The sequence below is a fragment of the Micromonospora sp. NPDC005171 genome (assembly GCF_040608575.1).
Classification (GTDB): domain Bacteria; phylum Actinomycetota; class Actinomycetes; order Mycobacteriales; family Micromonosporaceae; genus Micromonospora.
In genome coordinates, this window is record NZ_JBEXIM010000001.1 from 640,546 (window position 1) to 652,444 (window position 11,899).

Annotated in this window: 10 protein-coding genes; 4 read left to right on the plus strand and 6 right to left on the minus strand. The window is 69.6% G+C overall.

Features of this window, described 5'->3' with window-relative positions; translation table 11 throughout:
* Positions 1-38 precede the first annotated feature (38 nt).
* Positions 39-1,646, minus strand: a complete 1,608-nt coding sequence (locus tag ABZU74_RS03000; protein ID WP_355417727.1) for a protein kinase family protein — start codon at positions 1,644-1,646, stop codon at positions 39-41.
* A 444-nt stretch (positions 1,647-2,090) separates the two neighbouring features.
* Positions 2,091-3,842 carry a murein biosynthesis integral membrane protein MurJ gene (gene murJ, locus ABZU74_RS03005; protein ID WP_355417730.1) on the minus strand — a complete coding sequence of 584 codons (1,752 nt, stop codon included), beginning with the start codon at positions 3,840-3,842 and terminating at the stop codon, positions 2,091-2,093.
* A 126-nt stretch (positions 3,843-3,968) separates the two neighbouring features.
* On the opposite strand from murJ, the gene ABZU74_RS03010 reads away from it, so the two are divergent.
* The gene (locus ABZU74_RS03010; protein ID WP_355417733.1) at positions 3,969-5,429 is read left to right on the plus strand and encodes a CCA tRNA nucleotidyltransferase; all 1,461 of its coding nucleotides are present in this window, start codon (positions 3,969-3,971) and stop codon (positions 5,427-5,429) included.
* 152 nt (positions 5,430-5,581) lie between these two features.
* Here the strand turns inward: ABZU74_RS03010 and ABZU74_RS03015 are convergent, their stop codons facing one another.
* Both ABZU74_RS03015 and ABZU74_RS03020 read right to left on the minus strand, forming a co-directional pair.
* On the minus strand, positions 5,582-7,099 hold the full coding sequence (locus tag ABZU74_RS03015) for an SPFH domain-containing protein (protein WP_355417736.1): 1,518 nt from the start codon (positions 7,097-7,099) through the stop codon (positions 5,582-5,584).
* A 28-nt stretch (positions 7,100-7,127) separates the two neighbouring features.
* Entirely contained in the window at positions 7,128-7,640 is a 513-nt protein-coding gene (locus ABZU74_RS03020; protein WP_355417739.1) for a hypothetical protein, read from the minus strand.
* A gap of 149 nt (positions 7,641-7,789) precedes the next feature.
* Between ABZU74_RS03020 and ABZU74_RS03025 the strand changes: the two genes are divergently transcribed.
* Together ABZU74_RS03025 and ABZU74_RS03030 are read left to right on the plus strand one after the other, a co-directional pair.
* Entirely contained in the window at positions 7,790-8,275 is a 486-nt protein-coding gene (locus tag ABZU74_RS03025; RefSeq protein WP_355417742.1) for a methylated-DNA--[protein]-cysteine S-methyltransferase, read from the plus strand.
* 140 nt (positions 8,276-8,415) lie between these two features.
* Positions 8,416-9,345, plus strand: coding sequence for a hypothetical protein (locus ABZU74_RS03030; RefSeq protein ID WP_355417745.1), 930 nt, complete (start codon positions 8,416-8,418; stop codon positions 9,343-9,345).
* Positions 9,346-9,439: 94 nt separating this feature from the next.
* On the opposite strand, the gene ABZU74_RS03035 is transcribed toward ABZU74_RS03030, so the two are convergent.
* Together ABZU74_RS03035 and ABZU74_RS03040 are read right to left on the minus strand one after the other, a co-directional pair.
* A complete protein-coding gene (locus ABZU74_RS03035) occupies positions 9,440-10,519 on the minus strand; it encodes an inositol-3-phosphate synthase (protein ID WP_238669615.1) in 1,080 nt (359 codons plus the stop codon).
* Between the two features lie 23 nt (positions 10,520-10,542).
* A complete protein-coding gene (locus tag ABZU74_RS03040) occupies positions 10,543-11,181 on the minus strand; it encodes a PadR family transcriptional regulator (RefSeq protein WP_030331823.1) in 639 nt (212 codons plus the stop codon).
* 175 nt (positions 11,182-11,356) lie between these two features.
* Here ABZU74_RS03040 and ABZU74_RS03045 point away from each other — a divergent pair, with 175 nt between their 5' ends.
* On the plus strand, positions 11,357-11,806 hold the full coding sequence (locus ABZU74_RS03045; protein WP_355417748.1) for a DUF5318 domain-containing protein: 450 nt from the start codon (positions 11,357-11,359) through the stop codon (positions 11,804-11,806).
* The last annotated feature ends 93 nt before the right edge of the window (positions 11,807-11,899 follow it).

Sequence of the window (11,899 nt, forward strand, 5' to 3'; positions counted from 1 at the left end):
CGTCCAGCGAATGCGGTGCCCGGATCGTGGCGCCCGGCTCACGACCCCTGGACCGTAATCTCCTGCACCCCCAGCTTGAAACCACCCTCGGCCGGAGCCAACTCGGTGATCCAGAACAGCAGGTACTGGTATTTCTTGTCGGCGTCGAAGCCGTTGAACGTCATCGTGGTGCCGTCGTGGTCCTCGAACGGCTGGCCGATCGCGGTCTTGTAGCTCGCGACCAACTGCTTGTCGCCGCTGGAGCTGGACGGCGGGTTGGTGGTGCCGGCGAGCAGCTGGGCGGACGCGTTGGTGGCCGACAGCACTGCCTGCACCGACTTGACGGTGTGCGGCTCGCCGAGGTCGAGCCAGACGCCCATGCCCTTCTTCAGGTTGCCGAAGTTGGGCTTGTTCACGTAGGTCTCGGTCTCCCAGCCCTTGTCCTCGTCACCGTCGATGACCTTCTCGGCACCGTCGACCTCGCTGCGGTTCTTGCTGTCCGGGTCGATGATCCGGACGTCCTTGATCGTCAGCTTGCGCGCCGTCGCGGCGGCCGGGGTGGCACCGCCGGCCGGGGCACTGGAGGTCGGCGCGGCGACCGGGTTGGACTGCGGATCCTCGTCGTCGCCGCCCAGCGAGATGATCCCGATCAGCAGACCAACCAGGGCGACGGCCAGCAGACCGGCGATGCCGACGGCGACCTTGCGGCCCCCGGCCGCGGCCAGCGGCGACGGCTCTTCCCCGGTGTCGGCGGCGAACCGCAGCGGCCCGCTGTTGTCGAGGTAGTGCTCGTCCTCGGCCGGCACGTCCAGTCGCGCCAACTCGGCGGCGAGCACGTCGGAGGAGGGCGGCGCGATCTCGGCGTCGAGCAGATCCATGGTCAGGTCGTCCAGGTAGGCCGGAACGCCCGCCCGAACCTGGCGGGGTGCGGCGATGGCGCCCGCGGCGTCCCGAACAGCGTCCGGGATGGCGGCGCGGCCGTGGCCGGCCGTGGCGCCGTGCAGCGGTGCCTCGGCGTGCGGCCAGGAACCGGTCAGTGCGAAGTAGAGGACTCCGCCGACCGCGCGGATGTCGTTCTCCTGGCTGTCGGCGCCGTCGGTGCGGGCATCGGCCAGGACCACACGGCCCTCGTCACTGATCATGACGGTGCCGGGGTGGACGTTGCCGTGCACCATGCCGGTGGCGTGCACGGCGGCGAGCGCGCTCGCGACGGCGTTGCCGATGGCGGTGGCCCGAGCCGGGTCCAGGGGGCCGTCGGTCGCCAGGTCCCGCAGGGACTGCCCGTCGACCCACTCGCGCACCACGTACGCCCGGTCGGCCTCGTCGATCGCGTCGTAGACGCCGACCAGGTTGGGGTGGATGACCCGGCTGGCCGCGACGGCGGCCTGAAGCATCTCGGTGGCGGAGTCGCCACCCGGGTAACGCAGCACCACGGCGACGGGACGGCGAAGGATGACGTCGATTCCGCGCCAGACCAGCCGACCCGCGCTGTCGTTGTTGATGTGCTCAACCAGTTCGTACCGCTCGGCGAGGACTTCACCGGCCGTGGGAGCACCGAAGGTCATGACCGGAGGAGCGCTTTCGTCTGCCTCCTGACCCTCGCCGACCTGGGTCACCCGTCCTCCCTCGGTGATCGTGTCGATCGATGAACCCGAACTGCTGGGCATGTGGCTTCCCGCTCTGCCGTTGAAGGAACCGGCCGACCGGTGTCGACGCCCAGCGTCGGCACTGCCGTACCCGTCGAGAGCGACCTTACCCGGGTTGCCCGTCTCTCCGACATGTCATCTTCCCGCCGTACCTGGCGGGGTTCCGGCAGTCGGCGAACTCGTCCGGTTACGACCGTTGTCAGCCACGTTGCTGGCACATGTACTAGCTAATCTACGGCTTCACCGCAAGTGACCGACGCCGGGGCTGGGCTGGCGTGGCGCTCGCGCTGCCTCGTACGTTCCCACCGATCGGGTTGCCACCCTCAGCCGTACGGGTGGTTATCCACAGGCTGAAGCGGTGGTTGACCGGCGAATCGCGGAGTTATCCACAGGAGCATCCCCAGCCTGGTGATCCGCAGTGACGGTCCGTATGAACGCCAACTTGTTGTAATCAGCCGCCAACTTTCAGCGACCGAGGCGGCGGCGGACCATGCCGACCACCTCGGTGATCTCGCCGATCCGCAGCACCATGGCCAGACCCAGGTAGGTCCCGCCGATCACGGCGCCGCCGATCACCAACTGCACGACAGCCTGCATCCAACTCGGCCTGTCGCCGCCGGGCAGAAGACTCACCACGAGGAGACCGACCAGGGCGGCTCCCAACGCGGCTACCGCCACCCGACCGAGGGTGCGCAGGATGGCACCCATCCCGATCCGGCCGACCCGGGGTCGCAGCAGCCAGGCCGAGGCGAAGGCCGCCGCCAGGTAGGACACCGCGTTGCCGATCATCATTCCGGCCGCGGCGAAGTGGGCGGCGAAGGCGACGTAGAGCACCACCTGCACGCCGATCCGCAGGGCCACCACCGGGATGTTGATCAGCGCCGGGGTGCGGGTGTCCGGCAGGGCGTAGAAGGCGAAGGTGAAGAGCTGGCTGATCGCGAACGGCACCAACGCCAGCGCCGCCAGGAGCAGCACCAGCGAGGTGTCCGCCGCGTTCTCATCGGTGAACGCGCCGTACCGGAACAGCGTCACGGCCAGCGGCGTCGCCAGCACCGCGTAGCAGACCGCGATCGGGGCGAGCACCGCCGAGACGGTGCGGGTGCCCCGGGACAGGTCGGCGGCCACGTCGGAGTACCGGCCATCGGCGGCGGCGGCGCTCATCCGGGGCATCAGCGCAGTGATGATCGATACGGCGATGATGCCGTGCGCCATCATCAGCAGCAGGAACACGTTGTTGTAGATCAGCGGGCCGGCGGCGTTCTCCCTGCCGGCCCGGTTCAGCAGGTTGAACAGCACGATCAGGCCGACCTGGCTCACCGCGACGTAACAGAACATCCAGCCGCCGAGGCGCCCCAGCTCACGCAGGCCGAGGGTCCGGAAGTCGAACCGGAACTTCCACCGGAAGCCGACCTTGCGCAACGCCGGCAGCAGCCCGGCGGCCTGGATCGCGACGCCGAGCAGGGTGCCGCCACCGATCAACAGGATTCGGCCGGGGGTCATCTCATCCGGCTTGACGATCTCCGCCCCGAAGATCGCGATGTAGAGCCCTGCGGTGGCGATCACCACGATGTTGTTGAGGATCGGCGCCCACATCGGGGCGGCGAAGTGCCCCCTGGTGTTGAGCACCGCGCTGATCAGCGCGCTGAGGCCGGTGAAGAAGATCATCGGCAACATCAGGTACGACAGTGCCGTGACCAGTTCCCGGAAATCGGTCCCCGTCTTCTTGCTGGCGTAGAGCGACGTCAGCACCGAGGCGAAGGCGACCGCGATCAGCGCCGCCACGGCGAGGGCCAGCACCGCGAGGGTCAGCAACCGCTGGGCGTACGCCTGACCGCCGTCGGTGTCGACCCGGCGTCGACGGACCAGCACCGGGATCAGCACGCTGGTGAGGATGCCGCCGAGCAGGAACTCGTAGACCATGCCGGGCAGGATCTGCGCGGTGGTGTACGCGTCGCCCACCAGCGCCCCACCCAGCGCGGCGGTCAACGCCAACGTGCGCAGGAAGCCGGTGCCCCGGCTGACCAGGCTGCCGATCGCCATCACCGCGCTGTTGGCCGCTGCGCTCGCCTCGCCCACCTGCTCCTGCGGCGGCGCGGTCGACTCCATGGCCGGCTGGTTCAGTGGCTCCGCGGAGATGAACGTGGCGCCGTCCCCGGGGCGAGCGTCGGCACCGCCATCGTTCGCGGCGTTGGCGCTGCGGTAGAGCCCGCCGCTCATCTCCAGCCTCCCAGGGGTACGTCGAGCCGGACACCGACCCGCACGCCACAGACCATAGTCAACCCCCACCCGTTACCCGCGCCCGGCGGATCGGATCACACCCCGGCCCGATAAGCTGGCGATCCCATGTCCGAAGCCTCCGCACCTCACGCCGCCGACCGCCGCGAACTCACCGCCGCGCAGCGCAACGCCGTCGCCGAACTGCTCCGGGTGTCCCCGGTCGCCGACGAGTTGGGCCGCCGCTTCGTCCGCGCCGGTCACGAGTTGCACCTGGTGGGCGGTTCGGTGCGGGACGCCCTGCTCGGTCGACTCGGCGACGACCTCGACTTCTGCACCGACGCGCACCCCGACGAGACCCTGCGGATCATCAAGGGCTGGGCCGAGTCGATCTGGGAGACCGGTCGCGAGTTCGGCACCATCGGTGCTCAGCGCGACGGCCTCCGGCTGGAGATCACCACCTTCCGCGCGGAGTCGTACGACCAGGTCAGCCGCAACCCGGTGGTGGTGTACGGCACCAGCCTCGACGAGGACCTGAAGCGGCGCGACTTCACCATCAACGCGATGGCGGTCAGCCTGCCCGACCACCGGTTCACCGACCCGCACGGCGGGCTGGACGACCTCTCGGCCAAGGTGATCCGTACCCCGAGCACGCCGGGTGAGTCGTTCGGTGACGACCCGCTGCGGATGCTGCGGGCCGCGCGGTTCGCCGCGCAGCTGCGTTTCGCCGTGCACCCGGACGTGCACCTCGCGATGACCGAGATGGCCGCCGACCTGGACCGGATCACCGCCGAGCGGATCCGCGACGAGTTCACCAAGCTGCTCTGCGGCGCGGACCCGATCACCGGGCTGCGGCTGCTCGTCGACACCGGGCTGGCCGAGCGGTTCCTGCCGGAGCTGACCGGGTTGAAGCTGGAGATCGACGAGCACGCCCAGCACAAGGACGTCTACGAGCACACGTTGACTGTCGTCGAGAACGCGGTCTCCTACGAGGAGGACGGCTGCGACTTCATCCTCCGGATGGCCGCCCTTCTGCACGACGTGGGCAAGCCAGCGACGAAGGCGGTCGGGTCCGACGGCCGGGTCAGCTTCCACCACCACGAGGTGGTCGGCGCCCGGCTGACCAAGGCCCGGATGAAGGCGATGCGGTACCCGAAGGAGGTCACCGCGAAGGTGACCGCGCTGGTCGCGCTGCACCTGCGCTTCTACGGGTACGGGCGGGGCGAGTGGACCGACTCGGCGGTGCGCCGCTACGTCGCCGACGCCGGTGACCTGCTGCCCCGCCTGCACAAGCTGACCCGTTCCGACTGCACGACCCGTAACCGGCGCAAGGCCGCCCAGCTCGCGGCCGACTACGACGCGCTGGAGGATCGGATCGCGCGGATCGCGGCCGAGGAGGACCTGGCGCGGGTCCGACCCGACCTGGACGGCAACGCGATCATGGAGTTGCTCGGCGTACCGCCGGGGCCGGTGGTCGGGCGGGCGTGGAAGCACCTCAAGGAGCAGCGCCTCGAGCACGGCCCGCTGGACCGCGACGCCGCCGAGGCGGAACTGCTGCGCTGGGCGCGCGCCGAAGGTCTCATCAGCTAGCGCTTCCACCTCGCGGTGATCGACTCGGTTCTGGTGATGTCGCGGTGTCCGGGCAGTTCGGAGGCCCCGACTTCCGGGAACCCGAGTGGATCTACGAAGACGCCGACGGGCGCCACCCCCGAACCGGGAGCGGCGCCCGTCGACGTACACCGTCAGCGGCTTTCGACGGCCTTCCCGTCGACGGACGCGGCGCCGTTGCCGGCCGGAGTGGAGGCGGAGCCGAGCCGCGCCAGCAGGCCGGGCAGGTCGATCCCGGTGAGGTCGCTGCCGAGTTGGAGGCCCTGGGCCACGTTGCCGGCCACCGACCTGGTGAGCGACGACGCGCCGTCGGTGGAGATGACCGTCATCTTGTCGATCGCCCCGATCGGCGCACTGGCCGCCTCGACGACCTGCGGAAGCACCTTGACCAGCAGGTCCAGCACGGCCGCCTCGCCGTACGCGGCGAACGCCTCGGCCTTGCGCGCCATCGCGTCCGCCTCGGCCTCACCCTTCGCCAGGATCGCCGCGGCCTCGGCCTGACCTTCCCGCTCCACCGCCTCGGCGATGGCGGAGCGCCGCCGCTGCTCGGCCTCACCCTCCTTGGCGCCCTCGATGGCGTTCGCCTCGGCGAGCGCGGCCCGCCGGGCCCGCTCGCCCTCACCGGTGAGGCGGGCCTGCTCGGCGGAGGCCTGCGCGGCGGCGATGACGGACTGGCGCTGCGCGTCGGCGTGCAGCACCGCGGCGTTGCGGGCCGCCTCGGCCTCCTGCTCCACCTTGTACCGGGCGGCGTCGGCCGGCTTGCGAACCTCGGTGTCGAGTTGGCGCTGCTTGAGTTCGGCGTTGCGCTCGGCGACCTTCTGCTGCTCGGAGAGGATCGCCTGGTCCCGCTCGGCCTGGGCGAGCGGTCCGGCCGCCGCGGACTTCGCCTTGGCCGCGTCGATCTCGGCCTGGATGCCGGCCTGCTTGAGGGCCAGGTTGCGGTTCGCCTCGGCGATGGCCTCCTCGGCGAGCAGCCGCTCCTGTTCGGCCTGCTGCCGGGCGCGCGCCTCGGCGATCGCCGCGTCCTTGAGCACCCGGGCGGCCTCGGGGCGGCCCAGATCCTGCAGGTAGGAGCCTTCGGCGAGGATGTCCTGGAGCTGGAAGGTGTCCAGCACCAGACCCTGGTTGGTCATCGAGTGCTCGGCCTCCTCGGCGACCGCGCTGGCGAACGCCGCCCGGTCCCGGATGACCTCCTCGACGGTGAGCCGACCGACGATCGAGCGAAGCGCGCCGGCCAGCACCTCCCGGGTGAAGTTGTCGATCTCGTCCTGCTGGTGCAGGAACCGTTGTGCCGCGGCCCGGATCGCGTCCTCGGTGCCGCCGACCTTGACGATCGCCACGCCGTGCAGGTCGGCGCGGATGCCCTGCTTGCTCACCGCGCCCCGGATGCCGACGTCGATCCGCCGGCTGGACAGGTCGAGCGACTGGAGCTTCTGCACCACCGGCAGCACGAACACCGAGGCGCCCAGCACGACCTTCTGCCCGGAGTTGTCGGTGGACCGCGCACCGTCGGCGGTCTGCGTGGTGCGGCCCTTGCGACCGGTGACGATGAACGCCTCGTTCGGGCCGGCGACCTTGATCCGGGAGAGCACGAAGAGCACCAGGATGAGCGCGAGGAGGACCGCGCCACCGATGGCGATGAGTAGGGCCATATAAGGAGTCCCGTCTACGAGGGGGAGGTCAGTAGGTTTCGACGTGAACGCTGGTCTCGCTGAGCGCCTGAACGACGAAGACCTGGGCGCCGATCGGGATCGGCTGGTCCGCGCGAGCGCTGAGCTTGACCGGTTGGCCGGCGAGGCGGATGCGGACCTCGCCGTACCCGTTGACCGGCACCGGGGTGACGACCAGGCCGAGCGCGCCGACCAGGTCGTCACGGGTGGGGGTGGGGTCGGTGCGCATGTTCCGCGCCGCCCGGCTCAGCCGGGAGGCCAACCAGCCGGTGGGCACGGCCGCGAGCACGCCGCCGGCCACCGCCCCGACGACCATGCCGGGTGTACGCGCACCGAGCAGCTCGTTGACGATGGCCCCGCCGAACCCGAACGCCCCGGCGAAGCCGGCGACCGTCTCGATCGAGATCGGCCCGTCCACGTCGGCGTGCCCGAACTGGAGCAGCTCGGTGCCGAGCAGAGCGAGCGCGAGCACGCCGATGCCCGCCCCGCCGATGATCAGAAAGATGAGCGTCCCCGTTGCCACGACCTTGACGGTATCGACGTTGCGCAACGCCGAACGGCCCGCCGAGAAGCGGAAATGATCTACCGATTCGGGCCGCCGAGGAGTGGCGTTCAGCCCGACGCTGGTAGCCGGGCCGACGAGGGAGTCCGCACCGGGGAGAGAATGGGTGGATGCGCTGGACTGTGCTCGACTCGCCGATTGGTGAGTTCTCCGTCGCCACCGACGGCACGAGCGTGTGCGGGGCCCACTTCGGCCGGGTGGACGCGGCGGCCGAGGAGCCCGGCGACGCGTTGTCCCGGAAGGCCGTCGACGAGCTGCGGGCGTACTTCACCGGCGAGCTGACCGTGTTCACCGTCCCGGTGTCGGCGCCGCGCGGCTCCGACTTCGAGCGGGCGGTCTGGCGGGAGATGACCCGGATCCCGTACGGGGAGACGATGACCTACGGCGAGGTGGCGAAGATCGTCGGTGATCCGGGAGCGGCCCGGGCGGTCGGGGTGGCCTGCAACCGCAACCCGGTCCCGGTGATCGTGCCCTGCCATCGGATCGTCGGCGCGGGCGGAAAGTTGGTCGGCTTCGGTGGGGGCCTGCCCCGCAAGGTCAAGCTGCTGGAGTTGGAGGCCGGGGTCGCGCTGCGACACGCCTGGTCGGGAGCCTGATGTCCGGAGTGGCGGCCGCCGGCCCCGCCTCTGCCCGGGGGGGACCCTGTCAGGGCATGGATTCGACCGATCGGTCGATGTGGATTTACCGCCACCACCGCGACGATCGATCGTCTATGCACCAACAACCCGGGGGACGCATGACCGAGAACCAGGACAAGACCGTCGACCGCCGCCGTCTACTGCGCCGAGCGGGCACCGTCGCCGCCGGCGTCGCCGGTAGCACAGTGGTTGGCGCAGCCGTCGCCGGGCCGGCCCAGGCCGCACCCGGTGACCCGGTGCTTCAGGGCCGCGCCAACAGCGCTGGCACCGCCACCACGACCCTCACCAGCACCGCGGCAGGGCCGACACTGCAATTGGCCAATCCGGCCATCATCAGCGAGAACGGCCTGGACCTCGCCCGGCCGTCGCTGCAGCTGACGCCGAGCGGCGACTACCTGCACCAGGATTCCGAGGCCGGATCCATCGGCATGGACAACTACGGCAACCTCCAGGTGGTCGCCGGGGAATACAACGGCGAGGCCCTCGTCGATTACGTGCACACCAGCGGCAACTCGAACCGGATCGTGCCGATCATTCCCCAGCGGGTCATCGACACCCGCTCGGCCGCGGGGCGTGAGCGGATCGTCAACCGCTCGTCGACCACCCTGGACAGCACGGGCCGCCTGCGCGAGGGGCAGACCATCCACCTCGACCTGACAGATTTCGTCTTCTTCGGCGACGCGGTGTTCGGCAACATCACAGTGACGACCACCGCCGCCCCGGGTTTCGCGCGTGTCTTCCCGTACGGCGCCGGCCCGATCAGCGTCTCGACGATCAACTTCCAGGCCAACCAGTCGCTGTCGAACGCGTTCATGTCCGGCATCGGCTTCGACGCGGACTACATCTCCGTCTTCGCGAACAAGACCACCCACGTCATCCTCGACGTGGTGGCGTTCGTGATCGGTATCGGCGCCGTCAACCCGGCGTACCTGCCGTTCTCGTCGGGCGCGCGTACCGCCGAGGCGCTCGCCGACCGTACGGCCCGGCGGGCCGCCAAGGCGAAGCAGGAGTCGCCGAGCTGGAAGTGAGCCGGTCGCCGTACCCATCGGCGAGGCACTGAACGCGACGAAGGGCCGGGTCCGTGCGGACCCGGCCCTTCGGCCTGCTTGCTGATTCAGCGCGTCAGCGCGTGACCTCACCGGCGATGAACTCCTCGACGGCCTGGTGGGCGTCGTGGTCGGCGTACTGCACCGGCGGGGACTTCATGAAGTACGACGAGGCCGACAGGATCGGGCCACCGATCTTCCGGTCCAGGGCGATCTTCGCGGCCCGGACCGCGTCGATGATGACGCCGGCCGAGTTCGGAGAGTCCCACACCTCGAGCTTGAGCTCGGCGTTGAGGGGGGTGTCACCGAACGAGCGGCCCTCCAGGCGGATGTACGCCCACTTGCGGTCGTCCAGCCACGGCACGTGGTCCGACGGGCCGATGTGCACGTCGCTCTTGCTCATCTCGTGCGGGATCTGCGAGGTGACCGACTGGGTCTTCGAGATCTTCTTCGAGACCAGCCGCTTGCGCTCCAGCATGTTCATGAAGTCCATGTTGCCGCCGAAGTTGAGCTGGTACGTGCGCAGCAGCTCGACGCCGCGGTCCTCGAAGAGCTTCGCGAGGGCGCGGTGCACGATGGTGGCGCCGACCTGGCTCTTGATGTCGTCACCGACGATCGGCAGGCCAGCGTCGGTGAACTTCTGAGCCCACTCCGGGTCGGAGGCGATGAAGACCGGCAGGGCGTTGACGAACGCGCAGCCGGCGTCGATCGCGGCCTGGGCGTAGAACTTGGCGGCCTGCTCGGAGCCGACCGGCAGGTAGCAGACGACGACGTCGACCTGCGCGTCGCGCAGCGCCTGCGCCACGTCGACCGGGGTGGCGTCCGACTCCTCGACGATCTCGCGGTAGTACTGGCCCAGACCGTCGAAGGTCGGGCCGCGCTGCACGCTGACGCCGGTCGGCGGCACGTCGCAGAGCTTGATGGTGTTGTTCTCGCTGGCGACGATCGCCTCTGCGAGGTCCATGCCCACCTTCTTGGCGTCCACGTCGAATGCCGCGACGAACTCCACGGCGTTGACGTGGTAGTCGCCGAAGGCGACGTGCATGAGACCCGGGACGCGGTCGTTCGGGTTGGCGTTTCGGTAGTACTCGACGCCCTGAACCAGGGACGAGGCGCAGTTACCCACACCGACGATGGCGACGCGGACGGAGCCCATAGCGTCTGCCTCCTTCTTTTCTGTCACGGCCGCTCATTCCTGGTCTCTCCAGGCGGAGGCGGGCTGTTGTCTTCTCGTCGGCCGCCGGCTGTCCCGATGTTCGGGACCGTCGGGGCTCGGCCGGAGCGCTCGTTGGCGATGAGCTCCTCCAGCCAGCGGACCTCGCGCTCACAGGCATCAAGGCCGTGGCGCTGCAGTTCCAGCGTGTAAGCGTCGAGGCGCTCGGCCGCCCGGCCCAGCACGTCGCGAAGCCCTTCGCGACGCTCCTCGATCTTGCGGCGGCGACCCTCCAGAATGCGCAGTCGGGTCGCCTGGTCGGTCCGGGCGAAGAACGCGAAGTGCACCCCGAAGCCCGTGTCGTCGTACGTCTCGGGCCCGGCCTGTGCGATCAGCTGGGCGAAGCGTTCCTTGCCTTCCGCGGTGATTTTGTAGACCACCCGACCTCGTCGGCTGGTCAGCGCGGGAACCTCCTCGGCAGTGGCGGGCGTCTCAGCAGCCTCGGTGATCCATCCCGCCGCCTGGAGCCTGCGTAGCGTGGGATAGAGCGAGCCGTAGCTGATCGCCGCCCGGATCGCGCCGAGTTTGGCGGTCAGCTCCTTGCGCAGCTCATAGCCGTGCATCGGAGACTCCTGCAGGAGGCCGAGGATGGCGAACTCAAGCACTGGCCACCCTCTCTTTACCCTCCGGCGTGGAGTGGTAACCGCCGCGATGTATCGGACCGATACATCGCACGTTAGCGGGTCGCGTGGGCCAGGGCAAACCCCCGTTCCGAGTTGCTGCCGTCACGGATTGTGAGCGTGGTCGCCTGCTTGGGCCGGACCGCGTACCCTTCTCCGCATGCGTACGCAGCGCCAGGTCGTCGACTACTCGCTTCAGAAGCGAGCAGTGCTGCGTGAGCTCCTGGCCGGCCGAGTCGGCACGTACGACGTCTGCGACGCTTCGCCCTACCTGAAGAACGCCGCTCGGTTCCACGGTGAGCCGACCGACCGGCGCTGCCCGATCTGCCGCAGCGAAAACCTGACCCTCGTCCACTACATTTACGGTGACGAACTCAAGCAGTCCGCCGGCCAGGCCCGGACACTTGCCGAGTTGCCCGTACTGGCGATGACGCTGCGTGAGTTCCAGGTCTTCGTGGTGGAGGTGTGCCTCGGTTGTGACTGGAACCATCTCGTCGAGCAGTACCTGCTCGGCCGGGACGGCCTGACCGGCGACAGTGAGGGCACGAGCGAGCAGGACGCGGCAGGCGCCGAAGGTGGCGGTCGGCGGAGGCGAGAGGCGCAACGGTGATATCAGCTGGTTGGACCGGCCTCGGGGCCGTAGACGAAACCCGAGACGGCCGACCGCTTGTTGGTCCGATTGACCCGATTGATACGGCAATGA

Excerpts from the sequence above, each read along its gene's own strand:
- ABZU74_RS03000 (WP_355417727.1), bottom strand. The coding sequence starts at position 1,646 with ATGCCCAGCAGTTCGGGTTCATCGATCGACACGATCACCGAGGGAGGA.
- murJ (WP_355417730.1), bottom strand. The coding sequence starts at position 3,842 with ATGAGCGGCGGGCTCTACCGCAGCGCCAACGCCGCGAACGATGGCGGT.
- ABZU74_RS03015 (WP_355417736.1), bottom strand. The coding sequence starts at position 7,099 with ATGGCCCTACTCATCGCCATCGGTGGCGCGGTCCTCCTCGCGCTCATC.
- ABZU74_RS03030 (WP_355417745.1), top strand. The coding sequence starts at position 8,416 with ATGACCGAGAACCAGGACAAGACCGTCGACCGCCGCCGTCTACTGCGC.
- ABZU74_RS03045 (WP_355417748.1), top strand. The coding sequence starts at position 11,357 with ATGCGTACGCAGCGCCAGGTCGTCGACTACTCGCTTCAGAAGCGAGCA.
- ABZU74_RS03035 (WP_238669615.1), bottom strand. The coding sequence starts at position 10,519 with ATGGGCTCCGTCCGCGTCGCCATCGTCGGTGTGGGTAACTGCGCCTCG.
- ABZU74_RS03025 (WP_355417742.1), top strand. The coding sequence starts at position 7,790 with ATGCGCTGGACTGTGCTCGACTCGCCGATTGGTGAGTTCTCCGTCGCC.
- ABZU74_RS03010 (WP_355417733.1), top strand. The coding sequence starts at position 3,969 with ATGTCCGAAGCCTCCGCACCTCACGCCGCCGACCGCCGCGAACTCACC.